General features: G+C 75.8%; 25 protein-coding genes. 16 read left to right on the top strand and 9 right to left on the bottom strand.

Annotated features, from left to right (window positions below; all coding sequences use genetic code 11):
• Positions 1-857: 857 nt before the first annotated feature.
• From ACH5AR_RS17280 to ACH5AR_RS17270, 3 genes are all read left to right on the top strand, one after another.
• Entirely contained in the window at positions 858-1,886 is a 1,029-nt protein-coding gene (locus ACH5AR_RS17280; protein WP_396302249.1) for a phosphotransferase family protein, read from the top strand.
• Between the two features lie 6 nt (positions 1,887-1,892).
• Complete coding sequence (locus ACH5AR_RS17275) at positions 1,893-3,155, top strand: acyl-CoA dehydrogenase family protein (protein ID WP_396302248.1); 1,263 nt, start codon at positions 1,893-1,895, stop codon at positions 3,153-3,155.
• A 120-nt stretch (positions 3,156-3,275) separates the two neighbouring features.
• Positions 3,276-4,583, top strand: coding sequence for an alpha/beta hydrolase family protein (locus tag ACH5AR_RS17270; protein ID WP_396302247.1), 1,308 nt, complete (start codon positions 3,276-3,278; stop codon positions 4,581-4,583).
• 74 nt (positions 4,584-4,657) lie between these two features.
• On the opposite strand, the gene ACH5AR_RS17265 is transcribed toward ACH5AR_RS17270, so the two are convergent.
• Both ACH5AR_RS17265 and ACH5AR_RS17260 read right to left on the bottom strand, forming a co-directional pair.
• Positions 4,658-5,833, bottom strand: a complete 1,176-nt coding sequence (locus tag ACH5AR_RS17265; RefSeq protein ID WP_396302246.1) for a serine hydrolase domain-containing protein — start codon at positions 5,831-5,833, stop codon at positions 4,658-4,660.
• Positions 5,834-5,929: 96 nt separating this feature from the next.
• Entirely contained in the window at positions 5,930-6,343 is a 414-nt protein-coding gene (locus ACH5AR_RS17260; protein ID WP_396302245.1) for a winged helix-turn-helix transcriptional regulator, read from the bottom strand.
• A gap of 80 nt (positions 6,344-6,423) precedes the next feature.
• Between ACH5AR_RS17260 and ACH5AR_RS17255 the strand changes: the two genes are divergently transcribed.
• On the top strand, positions 6,424-7,245 hold the full coding sequence (locus tag ACH5AR_RS17255; protein ID WP_396302244.1) for an NAD(P)H-binding protein: 822 nt from the start codon (positions 6,424-6,426) through the stop codon (positions 7,243-7,245).
• Positions 7,246-7,319: 74 nt separating this feature from the next.
• On the opposite strand, the gene ACH5AR_RS17250 is transcribed toward ACH5AR_RS17255, so the two are convergent.
• Together ACH5AR_RS17250 and ACH5AR_RS17245 are read right to left on the bottom strand one after the other, a co-directional pair.
• Entirely contained in the window at positions 7,320-8,078 is a 759-nt protein-coding gene (locus tag ACH5AR_RS17250; RefSeq protein ID WP_396302272.1) for an SDR family NAD(P)-dependent oxidoreductase, read from the bottom strand.
• Positions 8,079-8,260: 182 nt separating this feature from the next.
• Positions 8,261-9,019: an SDR family oxidoreductase gene (locus ACH5AR_RS17245; protein WP_396302243.1), complete on the bottom strand. Its 759-nt coding sequence runs from the start codon at positions 9,017-9,019 to the stop codon at positions 8,261-8,263.
• A gap of 234 nt (positions 9,020-9,253) precedes the next feature.
• Here ACH5AR_RS17245 and ACH5AR_RS17240 point away from each other — a divergent pair, with 234 nt between their 5' ends.
• From ACH5AR_RS17240 to ACH5AR_RS17230, 3 genes are all read left to right on the top strand, one after another.
• A complete protein-coding gene (locus tag ACH5AR_RS17240; protein WP_396302242.1) occupies positions 9,254-9,880 on the top strand; it encodes a TetR/AcrR family transcriptional regulator in 627 nt (208 codons plus the stop codon).
• A gap of 328 nt (positions 9,881-10,208) precedes the next feature.
• Positions 10,209-10,838 (top strand): maleylpyruvate isomerase N-terminal domain-containing protein, encoded by a 630-nt coding sequence (locus tag ACH5AR_RS17235; protein ID WP_396302241.1) that lies wholly within the window; start codon positions 10,209-10,211, stop codon positions 10,836-10,838.
• An 89-nt stretch (positions 10,839-10,927) separates the two neighbouring features.
• Positions 10,928-12,781 (top strand): M1 family aminopeptidase, encoded by a 1,854-nt coding sequence (locus ACH5AR_RS17230; protein WP_396302240.1) that lies wholly within the window; start codon positions 10,928-10,930, stop codon positions 12,779-12,781.
• 125 nt (positions 12,782-12,906) lie between these two features.
• On the opposite strand, the gene ACH5AR_RS17225 is transcribed toward ACH5AR_RS17230, so the two are convergent.
• The gene (locus tag ACH5AR_RS17225) at positions 12,907-13,206 is read right to left on the bottom strand and encodes a DUF6342 family protein (RefSeq protein WP_396302239.1); all 300 of its coding nucleotides are present in this window, start codon (positions 13,204-13,206) and stop codon (positions 12,907-12,909) included.
• 357 nt (positions 13,207-13,563) lie between these two features.
• The gene (locus tag ACH5AR_RS17220) at positions 13,564-14,451 is read right to left on the bottom strand and encodes a lysozyme (RefSeq protein ID WP_396302238.1); all 888 of its coding nucleotides are present in this window, start codon (positions 14,449-14,451) and stop codon (positions 13,564-13,566) included.
• Positions 14,452-14,784: 333 nt separating this feature from the next.
• Here ACH5AR_RS17220 and ACH5AR_RS17215 point away from each other — a divergent pair, with 333 nt between their 5' ends.
• The 3 genes from ACH5AR_RS17215 (at position 14,785) to ACH5AR_RS17205 (ending at position 19,808) form a co-directional block, all read left to right on the top strand.
• A complete protein-coding gene (locus tag ACH5AR_RS17215) occupies positions 14,785-15,363 on the top strand; it encodes a GNAT family N-acetyltransferase (RefSeq protein ID WP_396302237.1) in 579 nt (192 codons plus the stop codon).
• A gap of 235 nt (positions 15,364-15,598) precedes the next feature.
• Complete coding sequence (locus ACH5AR_RS17210; protein WP_396302236.1) at positions 15,599-17,338, top strand: glycosyltransferase; 1,740 nt, start codon at positions 15,599-15,601, stop codon at positions 17,336-17,338.
• 235 nt (positions 17,339-17,573) lie between these two features.
• Complete coding sequence (locus ACH5AR_RS17205; protein ID WP_396302235.1) at positions 17,574-19,808, top strand: acyltransferase family protein; 2,235 nt, start codon at positions 17,574-17,576, stop codon at positions 19,806-19,808.
• On the opposite strand, the gene ACH5AR_RS17200 is transcribed toward ACH5AR_RS17205, so the two are convergent.
• Positions 19,799-20,287 (bottom strand): hypothetical protein, encoded by a 489-nt coding sequence (locus tag ACH5AR_RS17200; protein ID WP_396302234.1) that lies wholly within the window; start codon positions 20,285-20,287, stop codon positions 19,799-19,801. The genes ACH5AR_RS17205 and ACH5AR_RS17200 overlap by 10 nt on opposite strands.
• A gap of 267 nt (positions 20,288-20,554) precedes the next feature.
• On the opposite strand from ACH5AR_RS17200, the gene ACH5AR_RS17195 reads away from it, so the two are divergent.
• The 3 genes from ACH5AR_RS17195 (at position 20,555) to ACH5AR_RS17185 (ending at position 21,989) form a co-directional block, all read left to right on the top strand.
• Positions 20,555-20,785: a hypothetical protein gene (locus tag ACH5AR_RS17195; protein ID WP_355262023.1), complete on the top strand. Its 231-nt coding sequence runs from the start codon at positions 20,555-20,557 to the stop codon at positions 20,783-20,785.
• A gap of 92 nt (positions 20,786-20,877) precedes the next feature.
• The gene (locus ACH5AR_RS17190) at positions 20,878-21,366 is read left to right on the top strand and encodes a hypothetical protein (RefSeq protein ID WP_396302233.1); all 489 of its coding nucleotides are present in this window, start codon (positions 20,878-20,880) and stop codon (positions 21,364-21,366) included.
• Positions 21,363-21,989, top strand: a complete 627-nt coding sequence (locus ACH5AR_RS17185) for a class I SAM-dependent methyltransferase (protein ID WP_396302232.1) — start codon at positions 21,363-21,365, stop codon at positions 21,987-21,989. Before ACH5AR_RS17190 ends, ACH5AR_RS17185 begins: the two co-directional genes overlap by 4 nt.
• A gap of 520 nt (positions 21,990-22,509) precedes the next feature.
• Here the strand turns inward: ACH5AR_RS17185 and ACH5AR_RS17180 are convergent.
• The gene (locus ACH5AR_RS17180) at positions 22,510-23,139 is read right to left on the bottom strand and encodes a histidine phosphatase family protein (protein ID WP_396302231.1); all 630 of its coding nucleotides are present in this window, start codon (positions 23,137-23,139) and stop codon (positions 22,510-22,512) included.
• A gap of 100 nt (positions 23,140-23,239) precedes the next feature.
• Positions 23,240-24,160 carry an aldo/keto reductase gene (locus ACH5AR_RS17175; protein WP_396302230.1) on the bottom strand — a complete coding sequence of 307 codons (921 nt, stop codon included), beginning with the start codon at positions 24,158-24,160 and terminating at the stop codon, positions 23,240-23,242.
• Positions 24,161-24,208: 48 nt separating this feature from the next.
• On the opposite strand from ACH5AR_RS17175, the gene ACH5AR_RS17170 reads away from it, so the two are divergent.
• From ACH5AR_RS17170 to ACH5AR_RS17160, 3 genes are all read left to right on the top strand, one after another.
• Positions 24,209-25,222, top strand: coding sequence for an ArsR family transcriptional regulator (locus ACH5AR_RS17170; protein ID WP_396302229.1), 1,014 nt, complete (start codon positions 24,209-24,211; stop codon positions 25,220-25,222).
• 109 nt (positions 25,223-25,331) lie between these two features.
• Positions 25,332-25,760: a hypothetical protein gene (locus ACH5AR_RS17165; RefSeq protein ID WP_396302228.1), complete on the top strand. Its 429-nt coding sequence runs from the start codon at positions 25,332-25,334 to the stop codon at positions 25,758-25,760.
• A 75-nt stretch (positions 25,761-25,835) separates the two neighbouring features.
• Positions 25,836-26,891 carry a hypothetical protein gene (locus ACH5AR_RS17160; protein WP_396302227.1) on the top strand — a complete coding sequence of 352 codons (1,056 nt, stop codon included), beginning with the start codon at positions 25,836-25,838 and terminating at the stop codon, positions 26,889-26,891.
• Positions 26,892-26,896: the final 5 nt, after the last annotated feature.

The raw sequence follows: 26,896 nt of genomic DNA, 5'->3' as shown, positions 1-26,896 counted from the left end.
TTGCAAATCCTGGCGTGGTGCTACTTGACACTATCAGTGACCTCCGGAGAAGCAGCGTGTCAAAGTGGCCTGCCGGGCCGCAGCCGGTGTCGGGGCGCGGTGACTCATAGGGGCGGGCGTGGTCTGGCGGTGCGTCAGATCGCTGTGCTGATGCTGCGCGGGTTCAGTGGCGAGCAGATGCATGCACGTTGGAGGCACTTGCCGTGGCGGGTGATCCGGAGCGTCCATGGCGTTCCAGGTCTGCGTGTAGTTGTGAGGCAGGGGGCAAAGGTGGGGCCAGTGCGGCGACGGCGTGGGGCTCGATGGCTGCTGGGTGCCTGTGGGAGTGGTTCGAGGGGCGCCATGAGGACGTGGCAGGCCTTTGCGGTGGCGGGGGTGATCGGGCGGGACCAGTCCGCCGGGGGAGCCGGTCGAGGCCTGCGGGCCCTGGGGGGCGAGCCAGTCGGCGATCTGGCGGAGGGAGACGCAGCGGGTGCCGTCGCGTCGGTAGTCGCTCTCCATCACGTCCTGGACGGCCCGTATGGAGGTGCCGCCGTTCCGGGGCTCGAAGTGGTTGCCGCTGTAGACGCGTTCGAACCCGGTGAGGTCGTCGTACTTCCGCCGTCCGGCCAGTGGCGAGGCGCAGCTGTTCGAGGGTGTCCTTGATGTGTGTGGGCGGTGGCGTAGCCGACGAGACTGGCGCAACTCCCCTGTGCGACACACGGGGCGCGCCGCGGCAAGGCCACCGCCGGCCGGCCGGCGCCCGTGACTCAAGGCCCCCGGGCCCCCCCCGCTCCGCGGCATTGACAGCGGGCGCCCGGCGGCTGATGCTAAGCAAGCGCTTAGTCAATGAGGTCCCCACCACGAGGAGCCGCCCGATGGCCGAGACCCCCGCCGATCCGCCAGGCCTGGACCTGGCCCGTCTCCGGCCCCGCCTGGAGCGCGAGCTGCCCGGGCTGCTCCAGGGGCCGCTGAGCGCCGAACGCATCGAAGGGGGCCGCTCGAACCTCACGTACGTGCTGAGCGACGGCGCCTCGCGCTGGGTCCTGCGGCGCCCGCCGCTCGGGCACGTCCTCGCCACCGCCCACGACATGGGCCGCGAGTACCGGGTGATGAGCGCGCTGCGCGACACCGGCGTCCCCGTGCCGCGCACCCTGCTGCTCGACCCGGAGCCGGACACCCTCGGTGCGCCCTGGTACCTGATGGAGTACGTCCACGGCACCGCCCACCGGGACGCCGGTGCGCTGGCGGCGCTCGGCGAGCAGCGGGTGCGGGCGCTCGGGCAGCGGCTGGTCGACACCCTCGCCACCCTGCACCGGATCGACTCCGCCGCCGTGGGCCTCGCGGACTTCGGCCGTCCCCAGGGCTACCTGGAGCGCCAGCTGCGCCGGTGGGCCCAGCAGCTCGACGCCTCCCGCAGCCGCGACCTGCCGGACCTGGACCGGCTGCACGAGCTCCTCGGCCGACGGTTGCCGGTCTCGCCCGCGCCCGCGCTGGTGCACGGCGACTACCGCCTCGACAACGTGCTGGTGGACGCGGACGACGCCATCGCCGCCGTCCTGGACTGGGAGATGTCCACCCTCGGCGACCCGCTCACCGACATCGGCCTGCTGGTGATGTACACCGAACTCGCCGGCGTCGGCGGCGGCATCATCCCCTCCGCGATGACCGCCCCCGGCTTCCCGAAGGCCGACGAGATCGTCTCCCGCTACGCCGACGCGACCGGCCGCCGGGCGGAGGACCTCGACTGGTACGTCGCCTTCGCCTCCTTCAAGCTGGCCGCCGTCGCCGAGGGCATCCACTTCCGCTTCCGGCAGGGCCGCACCCTGGGCGCCGGTTTCGAGCGCGCCGGCGAGATGGCGCCGATCCTCGCCCGGCACGGCCTGAGCACCCTCAAGGAGGACTGAGCACCGATGGACTTCGCCTACGACGCCCGGACGAACGAGCTCCGCGAGCAGCTGCTCGCCTTCATGGACGAGCACGTGTACCCGGCCGAGCCCGTCCTCGCCGCCCAACTGGCCGACCGCTGCGCGGACGGCGGGGCCGCCCGAGGGCCGGGCCGCCCCGCCGGCCAGGCGCCCGACCGCTGGGCCGTCCCCCCGGTCGTCGCCGAGCTCCAGGCCGAGGCCCGCAAGCAGAACCTCTGGAACCTCTTCCTGCCCGGCGAGCTCGGCGCCGGCCTGACCAACCTCCAGTACGCCCCGCTCGCCGAGATCACCGGCCGCAGCGTCCAGTTGGCCCCGCCCGCGCTCAACTGCGCCGCGCCCGACACCGGCAACATGGAGCTGCTCGCCCAGTTCGGCAGCGCCGAGCAGCGCGAGCGCTGGCTGCGCCCGCTGCTGGACGGCACGATCCGTTCGGCCTTCGCGATGACCGAGCCGGAGGTGGCCTCCTCGGACGCCACCAACATCGCCACCCGGATCGAGCGGGACGGCGACGAGTACGTCGTCAACGGCCGCAAGTGGTACATCACCGGGGCGATGAACCCGGAGTGCCGCATCCTCATCGTGATGGGCAAGACCGACCCGGCCGCCGAGCCGCACCGCCAGCAGAGCATGCTGCTCGTCCCGCGCGACACCCCGGGCGTGACCGTCCGGCGCGGCATGACGGTGTTCGGGTACGACGACGCCGACCACGGCGGCCACGCCGAGGTGCTGTTCGAGGACGTCCGTGTGCCGGTGGAGAACCTGGTCGGCGAGGAGGGGACGGGCTTCGCCATCGCCCAGGCCCGGCTCGGTCCGGGCCGGATCCACCACTGCATGCGCGCGATCGGCATCGCCGAGCGGGCGCTGGAGCTGATGTGCCGCCGGGCCGAGGAGCGGGTGGCGTTCGGGAGGCCGCTGGCCGAGCAGGGCGTGGTGCAGGACTGGATCGCCGAGTCCCGGGTGCGGATCGAGCAGCTGCGGCTGCTGGTGCTGAAGACCGCCTGGCTGATGGACACCGTCGGCAACCGGGGCGCGCACACCGAGATCCAGGCGATCAAGATCGCCACCCCGCGCACCGTCGAGTGGATCCTGGACAAGGCCGTCCAGGCCCACGGCGCGGCGGGCGTCAGCCAGGACACCCCGCTCGCCCAGCTCTGGGCCGGCAACCGCACCCTGCGGCTGGCCGACGGCCCCGACGAGGTGCACAAGCGCTCGCTGGCCCGCAGGGAGCTGCGGAAGTACCGGCGCTGACCCGTAGGGGTGTGGCACCCGGGTACTCAGGGGCCGTTTGGCTCCCTGGTATGACGGCAGCGGCCCGTCCCCGCCCGTAGTGTCCTGCGTGTTCGAAAGATCGGAACGCGGAGGGGCATCATGGGAATTCCGGGACGGGCCGTGGCGGCGCTGGCGCTGGCGGCGGCGACGGCGGTGGGCACGATCGGTACGGCCGCGGCGGCGGTCGCCCCCGGCACCGGCGCTCCCGGCACCGGAGCCCCCGGGGAGGGCACCCCCGGCCGGCAGGCGCGGGCTTGGCTGCCGGAGCCCAGCGGGCCGTACCCGATCGGGACCACCGCGCTGCACCTCACCGACGCCGGACGGGAGGACCCGTGGCACCCCGGGCACCAGCGCGAGCTGATGATCAGCCTGTGGTACCCGACCTCCCACCCGGCCGCCGGCGACGACCGGGTCCGGTACATGGAGCCCGCCGCCGGGCGGCACTTCGACGGCCCGGACGGCGTCGGCCTGCTCAACTACGGCACCGAGCCCGGCCGCACCGACTGGTCGGCCATCCGCACCCACGCCCGCCAGAACGCGCCCGCCCTACCCGGCGGCCCGCGCCCGGTGGTGCTCTACTCGCCCGGCCTCGGGGACCCGCGCACCTGGGGCACGGCGCTGGTCGAGGACCTCGCCTCGCGCGGCTACGTGGTGGTCACCGTCGACCACACCTACGAGGCCTCCGAGGTCGCCTTCCCCGGCGGCGACCTGGCCACCTCGGTGCTGCCCGGCATGCTCGGCCAGGAGGGCCTGGACATCGGCGCGGTGCTGCGCAAGGCGATGGACACCCGGGTCGCCGACACCCGCTTCGTGCTGGACCGGCTCGCCGAGCTCGGCGAACGGCCGGGCCTGCCCGCAGGGTTGGCCGGGGCGCTCGACCTCGGCCGGATCGGCATGGTCGGCCAGTCGGCGGGCGGCTTCACCGCGCTCCAGACCATGCACGACGACCCGCGGATCGCCGCCGGGATCAACATGGACGGGCAGATGCACTTCCCCGGCCCGGACGGCCACACCGGCACCTTCCTGCCCAGCGTCGCCGAGGACGGCCTGGACCGGCCGTTCCTGCTGATGGGCAGCGGCGGCGAGGACTCCGGCAGCTACCGCGACCAGCCCGGCTGGAACGCCCTGTGGCAGCACAGCACCGGCTGGCGCGCCGACGTCACCCTGATCGGCTCCCGCCACGGCTCGTACACCGACGCCCAGGCGCTGCTGCCCCAGCTCGCCCGGCAGGGCGTGCTCGGCGCCGAGCAACTGCGCAGGGACGTCGGCGACATCCGCCCCGGCCGCGCCGAACTGGCCACCCGCAGCTACGTGGCATCCTTCTTCGACCGCTGGCTGCGCGGCCAGGACGACCACCTGCTGGACGGGCCCTCGGCGCGCTTCCCGGAGATGGCGTACGAGCGGTAGCGGGCGCACCCGCCGCCGCCCGGGGGTGCGTCAGCGCCCGCCGCCCGCCGCCCGGGCCCAGCTCGGCGTACGCCTCAGCGCCCGCCCGCTGCCGCGCCCGCTGCCGCGACCGCCGCCGCGATCAGCCGGTGGTTCTCCGGCCCCGCGCCGTACCCCGACGGCACGCCGAAGCGGCGGCGGGTGTACCCGTAGGCGATGCCGTTGTCCGGGTCGGCGAGGGCGAGCGAGCCAGCCGCCCCGCTGTGGCCGAACGCGTTCGGGCCCAGGGCGCGGAAGCGGCCGCTCAGCTCCTCGAAGCCCAGGCCGAACACGTCCTCGTGGCCCGCCACCAGGTCCGTCCCGCGGTAGTGGACCCGGGCGAACTCGGCGGCCGTCTCCGGCTTCAGCAGCGGTGCCCGCCCGTCCGCCTCGAAGACCGCCGCGGCGTACAGCCCGGCCGCGCCCCGCGCGGAGACCACCGCTCCGGACGAGGCGGGCCCGAGGGCCCGCACCTGCCGGGTGTTGGCGAAGGCCGTCAGGTCCGTCGGCTCGGCCGCGTTGCGGTTGAACGCGATGCCCTGGATGCTGTCCGGCGCCGGCGCGCCGGCGACCAGCCGCTCCCGCTCCTTCGGCGTCGGCTGCATCGGCAGCACCTCGGCGAAGCGCGGTTCGAGCGCCTCTGGCAGGCCCAGGTAGAAGTCCAGGCCGTACGGGGCCCGGATCCGCTCCTCGAAGAGCTCCTGGAGCGAGCGGCCCGTCACCCGCCGGACCACCTCGCCGGTCAGGGCGCCGATCACGAAGGCGTGGTACCCGTACGCCGTCCCGGGCTCCCAGAACGGCCGCTGGGCCGCCAGCCGCGCGGCGAGCAGCCGGTCGTCGGCCAGCTCGGCGAGGGTGAAGCCGCCGTCGACGCCGACCAGGCCGGCACGGTGGGCGAGCAGCTCGCGCAGGGTGAGCCGCTCCTTGCCCTCGGCCCCGAACTCCGGCCAGTACGAGGAGACTTCATGGTCGAGATCGAGCACGCCCTCCTGCACCAGCAGCGCGACCACCAGGTGGGCGGCGCCCTTGGCCAGGGAGTAGCCGCTGGTCAGCGTGTCCGCCGTCGTCCCCGGGCCGGACCACAGGTCGACCACCCGGCGGCCGCGGTGGTGGACCACCAGCTGCGCCTCGGGCTCGACCCGCAGCTCACCGAGGACCGCGGCGAACTCCTCGCGGACGCCCTCGAAGCCCGCCTCCACCGTCCCGTGAACCCTGCTGTGCTGGTCCGCCATGGCCTGCCCCCGTCGCTGATCGCCTGTCGGTCGGTGGGCACAACCGCCCACCGCCGGTGGGCATTCCCCGCCGCGGCGGCAGCGCACCGAAAGGATTCAGCGGATCTCCGAGCCCGGGTTGGCCGCGTCCCAGCGCCGCCGGGAGGCGACGATCGCCTCGTGGTGGTCGTACGACCAGTCCGTCATCGCCCGGACGAGGCGGGTCAGGCTGTGCCCGAGCGGCGTCAGCTCGTACTCCACCTGCGGCGGGACGGTCGGGTGCACCGTCCGGGACACCACGCCGTCGCGCTCCAGGCGGCGCACGGTCAGCGTCAGCATCCGCTGCGAGATGCCCGGCAGCGCGCGCTGCAGCTCGCGGAACCGCCGTACCCCCTGGGCCAGTTCGACGACGGTGAGGACGGACCACTTGTCGCCCAGCCGGTCCAGCAGGTCGCGGATCCCGCAGTCCACGCCGTCCTCGCACCAGACCACCGGGCGGGGGGTGGTTACCGCGGTGTGCCCTGCTGACATGGAAGTGCCTCCTTACGCCGGACGCCCAGGCTACCGAGGATGGTCGCGCAGCCGACGACCGATCACCCCTTGGAGGACCCATGCTGCTCGTCACCGGAGTCAACGGAGGCCTGGGCACGCTCGTGCTGGAGCGGCTCGCCGGGCGGGCGGGCGTCGTCGCCGGCTCGCGCACACCGGAGCGGGTGCCGGCCGGCGTCCCGGCCCGGCTGGTGGACTTCGACCGGCCGCGGACGCTGGACGCGGCCTTCGCCGGCATCCGGACCGTGCTGCTGATCTCCGCCGGCGCCGCCGAGGACGACGTGGTGACCGCCCGGCACGGCGCCGCGATCGAGGCGGCGGAGCGGGCGGGCGTCGAACACCTCGTCTACACCAGCCTGTCCGGCGACGGCGACCACCTGCCCTACGCCCTCGCCCACCGCTGGACCGAGCGTCGGCTGCGCGCGTCCGCGCTGCGGTGGACGGTGCTGCGCAACGGCGTGTACGCCGAGTTCCTGGGCGCGATCGCCGCCCCCGGCCCGGACGGGGTGATCACCGCGCCGCTGGGCGACGGCGGGCTCGCGGCGGTGGCCCGGGCCGATCTGGCCGAGGTCGCGGCCGAGGTCGCCCTCGCGCCCGAGGAGCACGCCGGCCGCACCTACGAGCTGGTGGGGGAGCGGGCGGTGGGCGGCGCGGAGCTGGCCGAGGCGCTCGGCGCCGAGTACCGGCCGGGGCGGCTGGCCGAGGCCCGGGCCGCGGCGGCGGCCTCGGACGCGTGGGACTTCCAGGTGCCGATGCTGGTCGGCACCTACTCGGCGATCGCCCACGGCTTCCTGGCGGGCCCGGGCGGGCCGGGCGATCTCGCGGCCCTGCTCGGCCGCGCGCCCCGCCCGGCCCTGGAGGTGATCGCCGGGCTGCGGGCCTGAGTCGGGCCGGGCGCCGGAGGCCCTGGCTCCCCGGCCTCCGGCGTCCGGCACCCCGGGCCGTGTCTTCCGCGGCCTCAGAGCGCCTCGCTGCGCTCCAGCCCCTGCTGGAGCCGGTTCATCCCGGTGATCCAGCGGTCCGGGTCGGTGGCCCGGGCACGGTAGTAGTCGGCGACCTCGGGGTGCGGCAGCAGCAGGAAGCGCTCCGCGCGGATCCCGTCCAGCGCGGCCGCGGCGACGTCCGCCGGGTCGAGCGCGGTGGGGGCCAGCAGCGCCTCGCCGACGGCTCCGGTGGAGGCGAGCATGTCGGTGCGCACGCCCTGGGGGCACAGCGCGTGCACCCGTACGCCCCGGTGGCGGTAGGTCGCGGAGAGCCACTCGGCGAACGCCAGCGCGCCGTGCTTGCTGACCGCGTACGGGGCGGAGCCCAGCATCGTGAGCAGCCCGGCGGCGGAGACGGTGGCCAGGAAGCGGCCGCCGCCGCGCTCCAGCCAGCGGGGGAGCAGCAGCTCGGCGGCCCGGACGTGGGCCATGACGTTGACCTCCCAGGCGCCGGCCCAGGCCGCGGCGGGTGCGTCGGCGCCGCCGGCCGGGGCCACGCCCGCGTTGGCGCACCAGACGTCGACCTCGCCGAGCTCGGCGCGGGCTTGGCGGACCAGCCCGGCCAGGCCCTCCGCGGAGGCGGCGTCCCCGGGCAGCGCGGTGCCCGCGCACTCCTCGGCCACGGCGTGGGCGGCCTCGGCGTCCAGGTCGTTGACCACCACCCGGGCGCCGGCCGCGGCGAAGGCCCGGGCCAGCGCGGCGCCGATGCCCCGGCCGGCGCCGGTGACCACCACGCCCTGCCCGTCGAACGCCTGCCCGTCGAACGCCTGCCGGTCGAACGCCCGGCCGTCGGGCGCCGGGCCGTCGGACGTCACCCCGTCGGGCGCCGGGCCGACGGCCGTCACCCCGTCGGGCGCCGGGCCGACGGCCGTACGGTTCCCGCCCGCCCCGCCGCCGTCGCCGCCCGCTCCGCCGGTCACAGGCCACCGCCCAGGGTGACCCCGCCGTCCACCACCAGGGTCTGGCCGGTGATCCAGCCGGCGTCCGGGGAGAGCAGGAAGGCGACGGCGCCGGCGACGTCCTCGGGGACGCCGAGGCGGCCGAGCGGGTAGGCCTTGGCGACCTTCTCCTCGCGGCCCTCGTACAGGGCCTCGGCGAAGCGGGTCTTGACCACGGCCGGGGCGACGGCGTTGACCCGGATGCCCTGCGGGCCCAGTTCGGCGGCGAGTTCGGTGGTGAGCCGGATCAGCGCGGCCTTGCTGACGCCGTACATGCCGATCCCGAGCGAGGAGCGGATGCCCGCGACGGAGGAGACGTTGACGACCGATCCGCCGTGCTCGCCCATCCAGGCCGCGTGCGCGCGGCGGGTCCAGGCCAGCGGGGCCAGCACGTTGACGGCGAGGATCTTGGCGGCGGCGGCCTCGTCGGTGTCCAGGACCGGCCCGTAGACCGGGTTGATGCCGGTGTTGTTCACCAGGTGGTCGAGCCGCCCGAACGCCTCCAGGGTGCGGGCGACGGCCTCCTCCTGGTGCGCCGGGTCGTCGGCCTTGCCCGCGACGGCGATCGCGTTGTCCGGGCCGCCGAGCTCGCGGACGGCCTCGGCCAGCGGCTCCGGGTTGCGGGCGGTGAGGCAGACCCGGGCCCCGCGGTCGACCAGCTCGCGCGCGATGCCGAGGCCGATGCCGCGGCTCGATCCGGTGACCACGGCCACCTGGCCCTTGAAGGAGTGCACCACGGAGCGTCCTGCCTTTCCTGCGGGGGAAGCCCGGGGAGAGGGCCCCGGGGGAATCGTGCTACCAGCTGACTAAGCGCTTGCTCAGCATGCTGTCGGTGCGGGAGGCTGTCAACAGTCGGACGCCGCACCCGTCCGGGCCGGCTGCCCGGGCGCCCCGCCGTCCGGCCCCCGTACCGCACGGTCCGAGGGGCGGTCGGCGGGAAAGCCTGTGCGAGTCTCTGGGAGGATGACGTCATGACCAGCACCCCGCTCGCCGACCTCTGGCCGACCCTGCCCGGCGCCGACACCCGCCCCGAGGCGGCGTACCGGCTGCTCCAGGCCGCCGTCGAGTCGTTCGCCGAGCGCGGCTTCCACGCCACCACGACCCGGGACATCGCCACCGCGGCCGGGATGAGCCCGGCCGCGCTGTACATCCACTACCAGTCGAAGGCCGCGCTGCTCGCCGAGATCAGCCGGGCCGGGCACGCCGCCACGCTGGCCCTGGTCCGGGACGCGGCCGCCGGCGCGGGCGGCCCGGCCGAGCGGATGCGGCGGCTCGTCGAGCAGTTCACCGCCTGGCACGCCCGCGCCCGGACGGTCGGCCGGGTGGTCAACTACGAGCTGCACGCGCTGCCCGAGGACGCCTACGCGGTGGTCGCGGCGCTGCGGCTCGACATCGAGCGCGAGGTGACCGCGCTGATCGAGGCGGGCGTGGCGGAGGGGGACTTCCGGGTGACGGAGGTGCGGACGGCGGCCCGCGCCGTCACCTCGCTGGGCATCGACGTCTCGCGCTGGTACACCGACAACTCCTCGGAAACGCCGGAGGAGCTCGGGCGCCGGTACGGGGAGCTGGTGCTGCGGATGCTGGGCGCCCGGGTCTGAGGCGCGGCTCCGACGAAGACCCTTCGGCCCCCGCCCGGCGCGGGGCTCAGCCGGGCAGCAGCCGGACGGCGCGGGCGCCGTCCCGGCCCCCGCCGCCGAGCACCGGGGCGGCGAAGCAGCGCACGGTGAGCGGGTCCCGCAGGGTGATCCCCGGCAGGGTGAGGAGGCCCGGGCGGGGGAGGCGGCGGGCCCTGCGGGCAGCAGGCGGGCGGCGGCGTCGGTCATGCGCCGAGGGCGGCGGTCCGGAGCGGAGGGCGGCGAACGGTTCTCCGAAGGGGCCCGGGGTAGCGTGGGCCCCACGTCGTGATCACCATCCCGAGGAGAGCCGATGAGCAGTCAGAACGCCCCGGTGAGCGAACTGTTGGCGCAGGCGTGGGCCTCGTGGGCGGAACGGGGCGCGGCCCTGGCCGCGGAGGACTGGGGGCGGCCCACCCGGCTGCCGGGGTGGACGGTGCGGGAGCTGTACGCGCACGTGGCACCGGTGCCGGAGATGTTCGACGGGCTGCGCGCGGCCGTCCTGGACGGGCCGGCCGAGATGGTCGACGGCGCCGGCGTGCTGCGCGCCTACAACCGGCCCGGCGGCATCGCCCACACCGCCGCCGACCAGGTCGCCGAGGCGGCGAGGCAGACCGCCGGGGCGGCCGAACCCGCGCTGCTGGTTTCCCGGTTCGGGGTCGAGGGCCCGGCCGCGCTGGCCGGGATCGCGGACCTGCCGCCCGGCACGGCGGTGGCGCACCCGCTGCTCGGCAGCGTGACGGTCGGCGCGCTCGGCGAGGTGGCGCTGATGGAGGCGACCGTCCACCTGCTCGACCTGGTCGCGGCCGTCGGCGGACCGCCGCCCGCGCAGGGGGCGCTGCACTTCACCCGGGCGCTGCTGGCGGAGGTGGCGGACCCGGTGGACTTCATCGAGGCGGCGACCGGCCGCAGCGCCAAGGCGGTGCTGCCGGTCGTCCGGTGAGGCGTGTGCGTCCCATGTCATGAGCCTTTCAAAGGTGCGGGTTTGCTGTCACCCTGCTGCTCCCGGCCCGCTCCCCACGAGAGGCTCCGATGAGAAGACTCCTGCCTGCCCTGACCGGCGCCGCCCTGCTCGCGGCGACCTGCCTCGCGGCGCTCGCAACCCCCGCGCTCGCAACCCCCGACGTGGCGAGCGCCGCGGACTGCGCCCCCGCCCAGGTCGTCGCCAACGGCGGCTTCGAATCCGGAAGTTCGTCCTGGACGGCACCGAGCGGGGCGATCACCGCCGACAGCGGCCAGAGCGCCCACTCCGGCAGCTCCTACGCCTGGCTCGACGGCTACGGCTCCGGCCACACCGACACGCTCACCCAGTCCGTCACCCTCCCCGTCGGGTGCGGCACCGCGACGCTCGGGTTCTGGCTGCACGTCGACACCGCCGAGACGACCGGCAGCACCGCCTACGACCAGCTGAGCGTCAGGCTCGGCTCCACCACCGTGGCCACGTACTCCAACCTGGACGCCCAGCCCGGGTACGTCCACCGGAGCGTCGACGTCTCCGCCTTCGCGGGCCGCACGGTGGCGCTCTCCTTCACCGGCGTCGAGGACGCAAGCCTCCAGACCAGCTTCGTCCTGGACGACGTCACCCTGGACGCCTCCGGCGGCACCACCACCCCGCCCGGCCCCGGCGACCCGACCCGCACCCCGGTCGCGCCCGCCTACACCGTGGACCTCAGCAGCGACGCCTCCGGCGGCAGCTGGAGCGGCCACGAGAGCGTGACCTTCACCAACGCCTCGCCCGACCCGCTGAACGAGGTCTACCTGCGGCTGTGGGACAACGCCCACGGCAGCTGCCCCAGCACCCCGGTCACGGTGACCAACGTGACCGGCGGCACCGCGTCCCCGCTCACGGTGGACTGCACCGCGCTCAGGATCGCCCTGCCGGCCCCGCTCGCCCAGGGCGCCGGCGGCACCGTCGCCTTCGACCTCGGCATCACCGTGCCGAGCGGCGCGGACCGCTTCGGCCACGACGGCGCGTACAACTTCCTCGGCAACGCCCTGCCCGTCCTGGCGGTGCGGGACGGCGCCGGCTGGCACCTCGACCCGTACACCAACAACGGCGAGTCCTTCTACTCACTGGCCTCGGACTTCACCGTCACCCTGGACCACCCGAGCGGCCTGCTGGTGCCCGCGACCGGCACCTCGGTGGACACCCCGGGCGCCGCCGGGCGGACCGTCACCAAGGCGACCGCGAGCAAGGTGCGCGACTTCGCCTGGGCCGCCGGGCCGTTCACCCGGATATCCGGCACCTCCGCGGCCGGGGTGAAGGTCAACGTCTACTCGGTGGCCGGGATCAGCGCGGCCGACTCCCGGTCGATGCTCTCCACCGCGACTACGGCGGTCGACGCCCACGCCCAGCGCTTCGGCGCCTACCCGTACGGGGAGCTGGACGCGGTGCTGGACAACAACTTCTGGTTCGGCGGCATGGAGTACCCGGGCTTCGTCCTCGACCTGGTCAGCACCACGGCGCTCACCCACGAGATCGGCCACCAGTGGTGGTACGGCATCGTCGGCGACGACGAGTACAACGGCCCCTGGCTGGACGAGGCGTTCACCGACTACGCGACCGACCTCGCGCTCGGCAGGACCGGCAACGGCTGCTGGAACAGCGTCTCCTGGGCCTCCCCGGCAGAGCGGATCACCAACTCGATGGCGTACTGGGACGCCAACTCCTCCCGCTACTCCACGGTCGTCTACGGCTACGGCAAGTGCGCCCTGCACGACCTGCGCCGGACGATCGGGGACAGCGCGATGACCGCGCTGCTGCGCGGCTACGCGCAGGCGCACTGGTACGGCGTCTCCACCACCGCGGAGTTCAAGGCCGCGGCCCAGGCCGCCACCACCGTCGACCTGACCTCCTTCTGGAGCCAGCACCGCATCGACGGCTGATCGCCGGGCCCGGACGTACGGCCGGGGCGGGCCGCGCGGTGTCGCGGCCCACCCCGGTGCGTCGGGCGTCGGCCCGGACCGGCCCCGCCGGCCCGAGGACGTCGGGTCCAGCCCGGCCGGGCTGCCTAGTAGCCGAGGTTCTTCTGGTCCGTGATGAGCTTCCCGGCGATGCTCAGGTTCCCGTCGGAGTCGAGGACGGCGATGACGTGCTTCGTGCTGCCGTGGTAGGTGGTGAAGTACACCTTGTCCGCCTCCTGGGAGGAGTTGAGGTTGGAGTTCACCTGGATCTCCACGCTGTTCGGCGAGATGATCGCCACGTCCTTCTCGGGGGTCCCGGAGTAGACGCGGTTGTCCACGAGCTTGACGCGACCGTGGGTCTCGCCTTCGGCCCAGTCCGTGGCCTTACCGAGGTCGAGGTCAGCCATGAGAGTCCCCTCTGGTGCCGGCAGGCACTTCCTTTCCCGCGGATCCCGGCGTAGAGCCGTACCGGGGCGGACGTGGGCCGTGCCTACGAGTCAATGTTCCTGTCGGCCGGGCTATGTGGAACTGCACCAGCCGCTTCAGGAGCGTAGGCGGCGGAGGTGTGGAGGGTCTGGCGTTCCGGGGATTGTGGCCGGTTCTGATGGCGTCGGCTCGTTTCGGATCCCTCGGGGGCCGGGGCCGGTCGTGGGCCCGCACTCGTCATGAAGGGCAGGCGGCAGCCCCTGGCCGGACGTACGGCCGGGGTGGGCCGCGCGGTGTCGCGGCCCACCCCGGTGCGTCAGGCGTCGGCCCGTCGGGCGTCAGCCCAGGGCGAGGGCGCGGAGGCGGTCGGCCGCGCCGTTGAAGTAGTTCTGGTCACCGGGGAAGGTGCCGGAGTCGGCGAACTGCCAGAAGGTCTGGTAGCCCCAGCCGTTCGGCAGGGTGCCGACGGAGGAGGCGTAGCGGGCTATCCAGAGCGGGTTGGTGGTGCCGAAGCCGCCGTTGTTGCCGGTGCACTGGGTCCACCAGTTGGTGGTGGTGTAGATGGTGGGGTAGCGGCCGGTGCGCGTGTGCACGGTGTTGCTGAAGTCGCGGATCCAGCTGACCATGGCGCTCTGGCTGAGGCCGTAGCAGGTGGCGCCGTAGGGGTTGTACTCGATGTCCAGCGCGGGCGGCAGGGTCTTGCCGTCGGCGGACCAGCCGCCGCCGTGGCTGACGAAGTAGTTGGCCTGGGTGGCGCCGGAGGAGGCGTTCGGCAGCGCGAAGTGGTAGGCGCCGCGGATCAGGCCGGCGTTGTACGAGCCGTTGTACTGCTGGGCGAAGCTCGGGTTGGTGTAGCCGGTGCCCTCGGTCGCCTTGACGTAGGCGAACTTGGCGCCGTTGGCGGCCACCGAGGACCAGTTGACGTTGCCCTGGTAGCTGGAGACGTCCAGCCCCGGGGTCTGGGTGGCGGCGAGGGAGGCGAAGGGGGCGGCGGCCTCGCGGCCCTCGCGGGCGGCGACGGTGGAGCCGGCGAAGTCCTGCTCGGGGTGGAAGCCGGGGCGGCCCTCGACGACGGGGGCGGCGGAGGCGGGTCCGGCGGCGTACGCCGGAGCGGCGGCACCGGCGACCAGGGCGGTCGCGGCGGCGAGGGCGGCGAGTGCGGGCAGACGGCGGCGGGCCGGTCTGTCGGTGCCGGCCGTGCGGGCGGAACGGGAAGAGCGGGACATGGGCACTCCTCTGGACCGAGCGTGGGGAAGGTCGAAATGACCCGTTACGGCCGGGGGCTGGCCGGCCGTACCGCAGAGTAGCCATGTACCTGGCATGGTCACCAGGCATCTTTTTTCACATGGTGAACGCACGTCAGGCGGGCCGGAGCGCCACCACCGGCAACCGGCGTTGCCGGTTCTGCCGGTGCGGGCGCCGGTGCGGGCGGGGGTGTGGCCGAGGCGCGCAGCGGGGGCACGCGGGGCGTGGCCCGGGGTGCGGGGGAGGCGCTGTGGCACGATGCCCGCGGGGCCGGCCACCACGGGCGGCCCCGCCATGCGAGGAGAGGAGCAGCCATGACCGAGACCGCCGCCGGCCCCGCCCGACCTGCCGGGGAGACCGCCTTCCGGCCCGCCACGCCCGCCGACGTCCCGGCGCTGGTGGCGCTGGTCGAGTCCGCCTACCGGGGCGAGTCCAGCCGGGCCGGGTGGACCACCGAGGCGGACCTGCTGGGCGGCCGGCGCACCGACCGGGAGGCCGTCACCGAGGCCGTGAGCCACCCCGACGGCCTGGTGCTGCTGGCCGAGCGGGACGGCGAGCCGGTCGCCTGCTGCCAGCTGGAACAGCGCGGCGAGGTGGCCTACTTCGGCATGTTCTCGGTGCGGCCCGGGCTGCAGGGCGGCGGCCTCGGCCGGGCCGTGCTGGCCGAGGCGGAGCGGCTGGCGGCCGAGCGCTGGGGCGTGCGCGCGATGGAGATGACGGTGATCGAGCAGCGCGAGGAGCTGATCGCCTGGTACGAGCGGCGCGGCTTCCGGCGGACCGGCGGGTTCAGCCCGTTCCCGTACGGCGACGAGAGGTTCGGCATCCCGCGGCGGCCGGACCTCCGGTTCGTCCATCTCATCAAGGAGTTGAAGGCGCCGACCGCCGGAAACTGACAACCGAGTAAGGAAGTTGACGGCTTGACCGCTCGCCCGGCGAGGCGGAAACGGCCCGCGCTCGGGCGCCGGTTCAGTTTCGCTGGAACGGGTTTCCGCAGGTGACCAGCCGTCAACTCGCCGAGCTGGGGCGATGCGGAGATGTCATACCTCGTTCATTATTGGTCTAGGCCAATGTGAGAGGCTGAGGGCGAACGGCCACGTTCCGTCCGATGCCCAGGGGGGCCATTTCCGCATGCCCGTTCTCCATGGCACCGCCATGCCCGCACCCGACACCGGTCCGCGCCGGACACCCGCGGACCCCGAGGGCCACCGACTGCCCAGCCCGCCCGACGACGAGGAGCTCTACTGGTACTTCGGCCCGCAGCGCCGCTGGGTGCTGCTCTGCGCCACCCTCTCCTACGCAGGAGCCACCGCCACCCTCGGCCTGTTCGCCCTCAGCAAGCCGCTGCTCTGGCCCTTCCTGGTGCTCACCGTGCTCAACGCGGCCACCTGGCTGCTCTCGCTCACCGACGGCCAGCGCGCCCGGCGCTTCACCCGTGACTCGCACGACCTGCTGCTGCGCGCCTGGAGCCCCGCCCGCGCACCGAGCGTCGACCTGCTGCTCCCCACCGCCGGCGAGCCGCTGGCCGTCCTGGACAACGCCTACCGGCACACCGCGGCCGTCCGGTGGCCCGGCGAGCTGACCGTCCTCGTCCTGGACGACGCCGACCGCCCCGAGGTGCGCGAACTCGCCGAGTCCTACGGCTTCCGCTACCACGCCCGCCCCGACCGGGGCCGGTTCAAGAAGGCCGGCAACCTCAACCACGGCCTGGCCGAGGGCACCGGCGAGATCGTCGCCGTCCTGGACGCCGACTTCTGCCCCCGCCCCGACTTCCTGCACCACCTGGTGCCCTACCTCGACAACCCCGAGGTCGGCATCGTGCAGAGCCCGCAGTGCTTCGACACGGACGCCGACATGTCCTGGCTCGAACGCGCCGCGGGAGCCACCCAGGAGATCTTCTACCGCTGGATCCAGCCCTCCCGGGACGCGCAGGACGGCACCGTCTGCTGCGGCACCAACGCCCTCTACCGCCGCGCCGCACTGCGGCGGATCGGCGGCTTCGCCGAGATCGACCACAGCGAGGACCTCTACACCGGCCTCGCCCTCGCCCGCGCCGGATGGGCCACCCGCTACGTCCCCGCGCTGGTCGCCAAGGGCATGTCGCCCACCGGCCTGCCCGCCTTCATCAGCCAGCAGTACCGCTGGTGCCTCGGCTCCCTGGCCCTGGTCCGCGACCCGGACTTCCGCCGGGGGCCGCTGCCGAAGTCCGCCCGGCTCTGCTTCTGGAACGGCATCCTCGGCTACGTCACCAGCGCGGTGAACGTCTTCGCCGTGCCGCTGCCCGCCCTGATCATGCTGTTCTTCCGCCCCGAGGAGATCCAGCCCTGGCAGGTGCTGCCGTTCCTGCCGCCGATCTGGGTCGCCCTGGTGCTGCTGCCCGCGATGTCCCGCACTCGCTGGCGCTTCGAGGTCACCCGGGTCCAACTCCTGGGCGGGCTCTGCCACGTGGTCGCCATCGCGCACGCGCTGCGCCGCCGCTCCGCCGACTGGGTGCCCACCGGCGCCGTCTCCGGCGGCAGCTCGCTCGCCCGCACCGTCGCCCGGATCGGGGTCGGCTGGCTCGGGTTCGTCGTCCTGGCGGGCGCCGCCGGGCTGGTCCGCGCGGCGCTGCTGTACGGCTGGCGGCCGTACTGGGCGCTCGCCGGGCTGCTCGCGCTCACCGCGTACACCATGGTCCCGCTGATCCGGGAGCTGTGGCCGCTGCTGAACGGGGCCAAGGGCGGCAAGGGCGCCGCCGTCGGCGAGGTCGCCGCCCCCGCCCCGGGCCGCTCCGACCTCGGGTTCGAACGGGCCGAGGCCGTCGCCGTCACCGCCGTGCTGCTCCTCTGCGGGCTGCTGGCCTCCGGCTGGGCCGACCCGCTGATCTTCTGATCCACCATCAGTCTCCGGGTGACGCCTGCCTGTTGCCCATCCTCCCCGTTGCCCTTCCTTGCGCGTCGCCCCACCGGCGCGGACACCGCCCGGCCGCCCCATCGGCCCGGCGGGCCCGACCACCGCTGCCAGCCCTGCAAGGAGCACCGCCGTGCCAACGGCCGCACCGTCCTCAGAGCCCACCTCCGTGCCCGTACCGGAGCCGTCTGCCGCACGTCCCACCGAGCCGCCTGCCGTGAGCCTCGCCGAGCCGTCCTCCCCGCCCGTACCGGAACCGCCCGCCGCGCCCGAACTGCTGCCCGGCGTCGTCCGGATGGACCGGGAAGCCGCCGTCCCGCGGCGCGCCGCCGTCACCGAGAACGGGCGGACCGGCCCCCGCACCGCCTTCCGCCCCGACATCGAGGGACTGCGCGGCCTCGCCGTGCTCGCCGTCCTCGCCTTCCACTCCGCCGTCCCCGGGCTGACCGGCGGATTCGTCGGCGTCGACATCTTCTTCGTGGTCTCCGGCTTCCTGATCACCGGCCTGCTCGTCGGCCGCCCGCTCGGCCTGTGGGACTTCGCCGCCCGCCGCGCCCGCCGCATCCTGCCCGCCGCCGCCACCGTGCTGGTCGCCACCGCCGCCGCCGGCGGCGCCCTGCTCGACCCGCTGCGCGCCACCGACCTCGCCCGTGACCTGATCGCCTCGGCCGGCCAGTTCGCCAACTGGCGCTTCGTCGGCCAACAGACCGACTACCTGGCCGCCGAACGCGACCCGAGCCCGCTCCAGCACTTCTGGTCGCTGGGCGTGGAGAACCAGTTCTACCTGCTCTGGGGCGTGCTGCTGCTCGGCCTCGCCCGCTCCCTGCACGGCCGCCGCCGCACCCTGGCGATCACCCTCGCCACCACGGCCGTCGGCGGGGTCTCGCTGGCGCTCTGCCTGCACTGGACGGCCGCCTCCGCGCCGCTCGCCTACTTCTCCACCGGCAGCCGGCTCTGGGAGTTCGCGGCCGGCGCCTGCGCCGCCCTGGCCGGCCCGGCCCTCACCGCCCGTGCCGGACGGCGCCCCGTGGCCTGGTCGCTACGGGCCGCCGGCTGGCTCGGCCTCGCGGCCGTGCTCGCACCGGTCGTCCTGTACGACCGCACCACGCCGTTCCCCGGCACCGCCGCACTGCTGCCCGTCCTCGGCACCGCCGCCGTCCTGCTGGCCGGGCACCGCGCCCCCGGCGCCGCCGACGCCGGCCGACTGCTCGCCACCCGCCCGCTGCGCGCCGCCGGACGGCTCTCCTACGCCTGGTACCTGTGGCACTGGCCGGTGCTGACCATCGCCCAGGCCCGGTACGGCGCGCTGCCCTGGACCACCCTGCTCGCGCTCACCGCCGCCAGCGCACTGCCCGCCTGGCTCACCCTGCGCCTGGTCGAGCAGCCGCTGCGGTACGGCAGCAGCCCGGCGCCCCGGCGCGGGCTCGCGGTCGGCGCCAGCGCCCTGGTCATCCCGCTGATCGCCGCGCTCACCCTCGGCGGCAGCACCGTACGCGCCCTCGGCGACCCGGCCGCCGGGCCCGCCGCGGCCCCGGCCGGAGCCGTCGACGGCCCGGCCCTGCTCGCCCCCGGCACCCAGGTGGTCGGTCTGACGCCCTCGCTGGCCCGGGCCAGGGAGGACTTCCCGCCCGGCAAGGGCTGCGAGATCCCGCTCAACGCCGACAGCAGCCCGCGCTGCCTGTTCGGCGCCGAGGACAGCCCCGACCGGATCGTGCTGCTCGGCGACTCGCACGCCGGACAGTGGATCTCCGCCGGCCTCGCCCTGGCCGAGCAGCGGCACTGGGCCCTGGAGGTCCTGGTCAAGCCCGGCTGCCCGCTGGCCACCCTCACCGTGCGCAACAACGTGCTCGGCCGCACCTTCGAGGAGTGCGACCGCTGGCGCGAGAACACCCTCACCCGGCTGGCCTCCGGGCCCAAGCCCCGCCTGGTCCTGATGGCCGGCCTCAACCGCTACGGCAGCCCGGAGGAGCGCACCGAGGGTTGGACCCGCACCCTGGACCGGCTCACCGCACTCGGCGCCCCGCTCGCCTACCTCGGCGACACCCCGATGCCCGGCAAGGACATCCCGGCCTGCCTGGCCGCCGCCGACGGGCGCCCGGACGCCTGCCCCTTCCCGCGCGACACCGCCTTCGAGCCCGACCCCGTGCTGGACGGCGGGCTCGCCGCCCGGTACGGGGTCCGCACCCTCGACCTCGGCCCGCTGCTCTGCCCCGGCACCGGGCCCTCCTGCCCGGCCGTCCTGGAGGGCGTGGTGCTGTACCGGGACACCGGGCACATCACCGACACCCTGGCGCGGGTGCTGGCGCCCCGGCTGGACAAGGGGCTGCTGGGGGTGCCCGGGGCCCCCGCGGCCCCGGGCGTTCCGGCGGCGCCGGACGTGTCCCCGGCCCCGGGCGTGTCCCCGGCGCCGGGCGTGTCCACGGCCCCGGGGGCGGGGCCGGCTCAGCCGTAGAGACCGCGGCAGATCCTGGCCTGGTCCGAGCCGGTCGGCCAGCGGCCCGCGCGCTCGGCCTGGTCGCAGATCGTGCCCGGGCCGCCGCCCGTGCCCGCCCCGGAACTCGCCTGGGCGGGCGTCCCCGACGGACCCCGGGCCGGCGTGGAGCTGTGCGGGCTGTGCCCCGCTTTGGGGTGGGCGCTGGCCGGGGCGTGCTGGGCGTCAAGCGTCGTCCCGGCCCCGGCGCCGGGTGCGGCGCTGGGCGCGGCCGGCGCCGGGGCACCCGGCCCGCCGACGGGGACCGCCGTGCCCGGGGTGGGCGCCGGCAGGGGGGACGGCGCGGGCTGCGCCGGGGCCGGTGAGACCGGCAGCAGCTGCGCCGTCGGGTCCGCGGCGGACGGCGAGGAGTCCGGCGCCGCCGCCGCGCTGAGCTCGTCGCCCGGCCCGGGGCCGTACATCGCCAGGACGGAGGCCAGCACGGCGCCCGTCCCGACCATCGCCGCCGTCCAGGCCCTGCGTGACAGCCGCCTCGGTGGTGAGGCGGAGGACCACTGCGGTGGCGGTTTCGTCGGAACCGGCGGCGGCTGCCACGCATCCTGCGGCCACTGCCACTGCCCTCCGGTGGGCTGCCCAGTCATGTGCTCGTCCTTCCAGCGGCCCCCCTCGAACGTTTCCGTGCTCAACGAGCGCACCGACGCCGGGACATGACCCGGAAGAGGGGTTTGGACGGGCGTTGATTGCCAGTGCGCCACATGCTGGGGGGCATGGAGACCAACAGCACGTCCGCCCCCCTCGTCGAGGTGGCCGAGTTCCGGACCGACAGCCGCTACCGCCTCGTCCACTTCGAGGGCCACGGCTGGGAGCCGCTCGCACCGGAGGAGTTCGAGCCGCGCGTCCACCAGCTCTTCCCCGACCTCGACCCGCGCGACCCCCAGCGCGTCCACTGGGCCGACCGCCCCTGGGAATGGCCCGCCTGGCACCCCGGCGAGGCCTGAACCGGTGGAGACGGTCGGTTCGGGCGGTCCGGTCCGGGCGGGTCGGGGCGGTCGGCCGGGGCGCGGACGCCCGGGTTCGTTACGCTGAGCGGGTGAGCGTGGATCATGACCGGCGCCGCCTGCCGGGCCGGGCCGTGGACACCTGCCGGCCGGAGGAACCCGGCCGCCTCGTGCCCCGGGACCGCGCCGTCCGGTACGGCCGGCCGGCCGCCGCCGGGCACGCCCTCGGCGTGCGGCGCACCGCCGCCCTGGGGGAGCTCGCGCCCGCCGAGAACGGCCCGCACCCCGAGCCCGCCGCCCGGCTGTCCGTCCACGGCGGCGGACGGCCCGCACCGGACGGGGCGCTGCCGGCCGGTGCCCTGTCGGCCGGTGTCCTGCCGGACGGTGCCGTCCCGGTGCTGCGTCCCGAACAGGTCCGCCGGCCGGGCAGCGTCCCCGCCCTGACCGTCGCCCCTCGCCGGCACCCGACGCCCTGGCCCGAGGCGTGGGCGGCGCTCGTCGTCCACGGCCTGCGCGAGCCGCGGGACCTCTTCGCCGGAGCCGCCGCAGGCGACGCGGTGGCCGTCAGGGAGGCGGCGTGACCGGAGCTGCGGAGCCGGCCGGGCACGCAGGGACCGCCGGGTACGGGGAGGCGGCTGAGCAACTCGCCGTCCAGTACGAGAGCGTGACCTTCGCCGAAGTGCACCGGGCGGTGAGCCACCTGTACCCGGCCCCGCCCGCGACCGTCCTCGACGTCGGCGCCGGCACCGGCCGCGACGCCGCGGCCCTCGCCGCCCTCGGGCACCGGGTGACCGCGGCCGAGCCGACCCCCGAACTCCGCGCCGCCGGAGGGCGGTTGCACGCCGGCTCGGGCGTCCGCTGGGTCGCCGACGAGCTGCCGGTCCTGCCGCTGCTCGTCGCCGAGGGCGGGCGGTACGACCTCGTCCTGCTCACCGCCGTCTGGATGCACCTCGACCCCGCCGAGCGGCCGCCCGCGATGGCCGCCCTCGCCCGCCTCCTGGCCCCGGCCGGCCGCCTCGCACTCACCCTCCGGCACGGCCCCGTCCCACCCGGCCGCCGCATGTTCGACCTCCCGCCCGAGCCCACCGTCGCCCTCGCCGCCGACCACGGCCTGCGCCTCGTCCACCGCTCCGCCCGCCGCGACCTCCACGGGCGGGACGGGGTGCACTGGACGGAGCTGGTCTTCGAGGGGCCGGGGGCGTAGCGGCTCGGGCGGACGGTCCAGGTCGGCGGCGGGCGGACCGCCTGTTCCTCGGTGGGGCCCGGCGCGGCGGCCGCCCCGGACGTCCGCGTGAGCGTGCGGACCTCCGCCGGTACGGGGAGCGGCGGTCGGGCGCCCCTGGGCCGCCGGTCCACGAGGGAGGCGCCCGTCGCCGGGGCGGCGGGTCCTCCGGGGTGCCGCGGGGGACGAACGGTCTGGGGGCTTCTGCGACCGTGTTTCCCGACTCGGGTGTTCTCACCGGCAGTCGGGCCGGCGCGGTCCAGCGGTCCGCGACCGCGTCGGGCGGAGGGGGCAGGGCGGCTCCCTCCGCGAGGGCGGCGGCCACCCGCTCGGCCCGGCCGCCGGGGCAGTGGCCGTGGAGCGCGCCGTGCGGGCCCCGGCGGCGGCGATCCGGGTCTGTTCGCCCTGGGCCCCGTCCGGCGGCCGTGGGCCGGTCCGGATGTTCCCGTCGGCGGCTCCACGGCCCCACGGCTCCACGGCCCCACGCCCCCACGGCCCCTCGTCAGAAGCGGAGTTCGGGCGGGTAGCCGGTCCAGCGCAGCTCCTCCGGCAGGTGGCCCTGGTCGTTCAGCAGCAGCACGGCGGGCGGTCGGCCGGGCGCGTAGCGCAGGACGGTCAGCGCCGCGTTGGCGGCGGTGACGCCGAGCCACCGCCAGGCCGGGGCGTCCAGCGCGTGCCGGACCAGCCAGCCGACCACGAACGCGTGGGTGACGACCAGTTCGTGCCGCGCCTCGCCGCCGGGCACCGGCCCGGTGAACCGCTCGACGGCCCTGTGGGCCAGCGCCGCGCCCTGCTCCCGTGCCGCCGCCGTGGTGGATGCGAGGCGGTCAAGCAGGAACTGGGCGCTGTCCTCCGGGAGTTCGGCCCGATCGGGCAGGTAGGGCACGAAGTCCCCGGCCTCCTCGCGGACTTCCGCCCGTACGCCGGGCAGCTGCGCGGCGACCAGCCGCGCGGTCTCGGCCGCGCGCGGCAGCGGGCCGTGGTGCAGCGCGGTGAGGGGGCGGCCGGCCAGCCGCCGGCCCAGCAGGACGGCCTGCCGGCGGCCGGCGGTGGTGAGGCCGCTGCCGTCGCCCTCGGACTCGGCCTCGCCGTGGCGGGCCAGATAGAGGTAGCGGGTGGCTCGGTCGGTCATGGGCGGGGCCTCCTCGGGCGTGTCTGACAATTCTCGCCGGGTGCGCGGCGAATCGTCAGACACGCCCAAGGGCGGGGGACGGGTGGACGGAACGTCGGGCTCACTCCGCGTGGGCCTCGTCCAGCAGTGCCAGCTCCGGCGCGGACAGGCGCAGCGCCCCGGCGGCGATGTTGGCCTCCAGGTGGGCCAGGTCGCCGGTGCCCGGGATGGCCAGGACGTGCGGGCCGCGGCTCAGCGTCCAGGCCAGCCGCACCTGTGCGGCGCTCACCCCGTGCGCCTCGGCCACCGTCCGGACCTGGGCGGGCTCGGCCTGGCCCGCGCCGCGCTCCCGGCCGGCTCCGGCGATCGCGTAGAAGGGGACGAAGGCGACGCCCTGCTCCCCGCAGATCCGCAGCAGCTCGTCCTGCTCCGGCGTGGCGCCGATGCCGTACGGGTTCTGCACGCAGACCACCGGCGCGATGGTCTGCGCCTCGGCGAGCTGGTGCGGGTGGACGTTGGACAGGCCCAGCTGCCGGATCAGTCCGGCCCGGCGCAACTCGGCCAGCGCGCCGAAGCGTTCGGCGACGGAGTCGGTGCCGACGACGCGCAGGTTGACCAGGTCGAGGTGGTCGCGGCCGAGCTCGCGCAGGTTCTGCTCGACCTGGGCGCGCAGCCGGGCGGGGGTGCGGGCGTGCTCGGCCCAGCTGCCGTCGAGGCTGCGACCGGGGCCGACCTTGGTGGCGATCACCAGGTCGTCGGCGTACGGGGCGAGCGCGCGGTTGATCAGTTCGTTGGCGGAGCGCAGCGGAGAGAAGTAGAAGGCGGCGGTGTCGATGTGGTTGACGCCCAGTTCGACGGCGCGGCGCAGCACCCGCAGCGCCTGCTCGCGGTCACGCGGGACGGCGTGCGGCACGAGCGCGGGGCCGGTCTGCGGCAGGCGCATCGCGCCGAAGCCGATCCGGTGGACGGTGCGGTCGCCGAGCGTCCAGGTGCCGGAGGCGCGGGCGGTGACGGGGGTGTTCACGAGACTGTTCGACGTCATGCCGGTCATGATCGCCAGTGCACTAGCCTGACCGCCAATGATTCGCACATGTCTGAATCCACGGGGGTGGGTGCGCTGGCCGAGCTGCTGTTCACGGCGGGGGACCTGGCGCGGATGCGCTTCGCGGTCTCCCCGATGTGGGAGGTGGGCCCGAGCCTGCGGCTGCTGCGCTCCGGGCTCGCCCATCCCGTCCACCGGCCCTGGGCGGAGCAGGTGCGGCCCCGGCTGGCCGCGCTCGGCCCGTCGTACGCCCTGCTCGCCGAGCTGGTCCGGCCCGCCGGCTACGTGCCGGACTTCCTCAACCCGGCCCCGGAAGGGCCCGCTCCCACGCTGGCGGAGGAGCTGGCGGCGATCCGGTCCACCCCCGCCGAGCAGGTCCGGCGCGACCTCGACCGGCTCCGGGAGGACGGCGGGCCGGGCCCCCGGCTCCGTGCCCTGTACGGCGACCCGGTCGGCGGCCTGGCCCGGCTGACCGAGGCGGTCGAGGCCTACTGGGAGCTCGCGCTCGCCCCGTACTGGGCGCGGATCCGCGCCGTGCTGGACGCGGACGTGCTGCACCGCGCCCGCCAGGCCGCCGAGCACGGGGCGGCCCGGGTCCTGAACGACCTGCACGCCGGACTCCGGTGGACGGAGGACACCCTGCGGCTGCGCCACCGCACGCGCCCGCTGCCGGGCCGGACGGCCGGGGCGGGCCTGCTGCTGGTCCCGTCCGCCTTCACCGGCCCGGCGCTCTACACCCGGCTCGCCCCGCCGGAGCCGCTCCAACTCGCCTACCCCGCACGCGGGACCGGCGGACTGTGGGCTGCCGCCCCGGCGGACCGCACCGGGGCCCTGGCCGCCGTCCTCGGCCGGCCCCGGGCCCGGCTGCTGACGGAGCTGGCGGCCCCGGCGTCCACGAGCGAGCTCGCCCGGCGCACCGGGCTCTCCGCCTCGGCGGTGTCCCAGTACCTGACGGCCCTGCGGGACGCCCGGCTGGTCAGCGCCCACCGCGCCGGGCGGTCGGTGCTGTACGCGAGGACGGTCTCGGCGGAGGCGCTGCTGGCGCCGTTCGCGCAGGGGTGAGCCGGGCGGCCCGTCCGTCCACCGTCGCCTCGGCCCCCGCGCGCCCGCGGCCCGCCCGGTCGGAACGCCGCGTGGTCGGCGCCGGGCACCGCCGGTTAGGCTGCCGGGCATGGCGGGTGTGGAGGGCACGGATGGTGTGGAGGGCGGGGCGAAGGGGAGCCCGCCGTACGAGCGGACGGCGGAGGAGCGGGTCCGCGAGCGCTTCGGCGGGGCCGTGGAACCGCAGGGCGCGCTGACGGCCTTCGACGGGCGCCTCGTCGTCGACCCGGACACCCGGGTGGTCACCCTGGACGGCCGTCCGGTGCAGCTGACCCGCGCCGACGTCAGGCTGCTGCGCGGCCTGGTCGACCTCGGCGAGGGCGTGCACGATCCGCAGGAGATCCTGTGGAAGGTCTACCGGGCGGCCCTCCACCCGCACGAGCTCGGGTACCCGATGACGCTGCTGAGGGCGAAGCTCGGCGAGCCCACCTGGATCGTGCGGACCGCTCAGGGCTACGGCCTGCGCCCCCCGGAGCCGCCGGCCGCCGCGGGAGGCTGAGGCCCTCGCCCGGCCGCCGCGGCTACGGCTGCGTGCCACCCCGTACCCGGGAGGCGATGCCCGCATACTGACGGCATGACGGATGCGGAGGGCGGCCGCCGGGCCCCGGACCGGCGCGGGGTGCTGCGGGCCGGTGCGGCGGGTACGGCGGCGCTGGTGCTCGGGGCGGCGGGCTGCACGGGCGGCGGCAGGCCGCGGACGGCGCCCGGCAGCCCCGCCACGACTCCGCCCGGAACGCCCACCCCCACGCCGACACCCACGCCGACACCCGTCCCCACGCCGACACCCGTCCCCACGCCGACGCCGCTGCCCCGCCCGCCCCTCTGGCAGCCCGGCCCCGGCGAGATCCAGCCCGAGGTCAAGCGCCGCGCCGTGGAACTGGTCGCCGCGCTCGGCGCCTGGCCGCCCGGCGGGCAGGGCGCCGAGGCGGCCCGGGCCCGGGTGGCGGCGCTCGGCCTGCCGCCCGCGCTGGCCGACCGGGCGGGCCCGCTGGCCCCGGCGGCGGCCGAGGCGAGCCTGGAGGTGGTGGTCGCCCAGTACGGCGGCATCCTCGCCGACTCGGCGAGCGTGCTGGTGGTCTGCCGGCAGTGGACCCGCGGCCCGGACGGCTCGGTGGTCGAGGGCGGCACCACGGTGGACGTCCGGCTCGCCCGGGCCGAACCCCGCTGGACCGTCACCGACCTCCTCCCGGGCGCCGCGGGCCCGGCCGCCGCCCCGTCCCCCGCGGTGGCCCGGGTGCTGGCGGAGCCCCGGATCGAGCTGCCGCCCGAGGCCGCCGCGGACCTGCGCGCCGGCACGGTGCACGACAGCGTGGCGGAGGCGATGCTGCGGCTGGCCGGCCCGTACACCCTCTCGGTGAGCGTGGTGCGGACCGGCCACCCGCTGGACGTCTTCGGCACGACCCGGCCCAGCGACCATCCGCTGGGCCGGGCCTTCGACGTCTGGCGGATCGACGGGCTGGCCGTGGTCGATCCCGGCACGTCCCGGCAGCTCGTCGAGTCCTTCATGCGGGACGCGGCCGCCGCCGGCTCGTACAACGTGGGCGGTCCGGTGGCGATCCCGGGCGTCGGCAACCGGTTCTTCACCGACGACACCCACCACGACCACTGCCACGTCGGGTTCGATTACTAGCCGGC

This window comes from Kitasatospora sp. NPDC018619 (assembly GCF_044391605.1).
In the GTDB taxonomy this organism is placed as follows: Bacteria; Actinomycetota; Actinomycetes; order Streptomycetales; family Streptomycetaceae; genus Kitasatospora.
Note: the sequence above shows the minus strand (reverse complement) of the source record. Positions and strands in the feature narration are given on the sequence as shown.

Coding starts and splice junctions, on each gene's coding strand:
- ACH5AR_RS17280 (WP_396302249.1), top strand. CDS start 858: ATGGCCGAGACCCCCGCCGATCCGCCAGGCCTGGACCTGGCCCGTCTC.
- ACH5AR_RS17275 (WP_396302248.1), top strand. CDS start 1,893: ATGGACTTCGCCTACGACGCCCGGACGAACGAGCTCCGCGAGCAGCTG.
- ACH5AR_RS17270 (WP_396302247.1), top strand. CDS start 3,276: ATGGGAATTCCGGGACGGGCCGTGGCGGCGCTGGCGCTGGCGGCGGCG.
- ACH5AR_RS17265 (WP_396302246.1), bottom strand. CDS start 5,833: ATGGCGGACCAGCACAGCAGGGTTCACGGGACGGTGGAGGCGGGCTTC.
- ACH5AR_RS17260 (WP_396302245.1), bottom strand. CDS start 6,343: ATGTCAGCAGGGCACACCGCGGTAACCACCCCCCGCCCGGTGGTCTGG.
- ACH5AR_RS17255 (WP_396302244.1), top strand. CDS start 6,424: ATGCTGCTCGTCACCGGAGTCAACGGAGGCCTGGGCACGCTCGTGCTG.
- ACH5AR_RS17240 (WP_396302242.1), top strand. CDS start 9,254: ATGACCAGCACCCCGCTCGCCGACCTCTGGCCGACCCTGCCCGGCGCC.
- ACH5AR_RS17235 (WP_396302241.1), top strand. CDS start 10,209: ATGAGCAGTCAGAACGCCCCGGTGAGCGAACTGTTGGCGCAGGCGTGG.
- ACH5AR_RS17230 (WP_396302240.1), top strand. CDS start 10,928: ATGAGAAGACTCCTGCCTGCCCTGACCGGCGCCGCCCTGCTCGCGGCG.
- ACH5AR_RS17225 (WP_396302239.1), bottom strand. CDS start 13,206: ATGGCTGACCTCGACCTCGGTAAGGCCACGGACTGGGCCGAAGGCGAG.
- ACH5AR_RS17220 (WP_396302238.1), bottom strand. CDS start 14,451: ATGTCCCGCTCTTCCCGTTCCGCCCGCACGGCCGGCACCGACAGACCG.
- ACH5AR_RS17215 (WP_396302237.1), top strand. CDS start 14,785: ATGACCGAGACCGCCGCCGGCCCCGCCCGACCTGCCGGGGAGACCGCC.
- ACH5AR_RS17210 (WP_396302236.1), top strand. CDS start 15,599: ATGCCCGTTCTCCATGGCACCGCCATGCCCGCACCCGACACCGGTCCG.
- ACH5AR_RS17200 (WP_396302234.1), bottom strand. CDS start 20,287: ATGGTCGGGACGGGCGCCGTGCTGGCCTCCGTCCTGGCGATGTACGGC.
- ACH5AR_RS17195 (WP_355262023.1), top strand. CDS start 20,555: ATGGAGACCAACAGCACGTCCGCCCCCCTCGTCGAGGTGGCCGAGTTC.
- ACH5AR_RS17180 (WP_396302231.1), bottom strand. CDS start 23,139: ATGACCGACCGAGCCACCCGCTACCTCTATCTGGCCCGCCACGGCGAG.
- ACH5AR_RS17175 (WP_396302230.1), bottom strand. CDS start 24,160: ATGACGTCGAACAGTCTCGTGAACACCCCCGTCACCGCCCGCGCCTCC.
- ACH5AR_RS17170 (WP_396302229.1), top strand. CDS start 24,209: ATGTCTGAATCCACGGGGGTGGGTGCGCTGGCCGAGCTGCTGTTCACG.
- ACH5AR_RS17165 (WP_396302228.1), top strand. CDS start 25,332: ATGGCGGGTGTGGAGGGCACGGATGGTGTGGAGGGCGGGGCGAAGGGG.
- ACH5AR_RS17160 (WP_396302227.1), top strand. CDS start 25,836: ATGACGGATGCGGAGGGCGGCCGCCGGGCCCCGGACCGGCGCGGGGTG.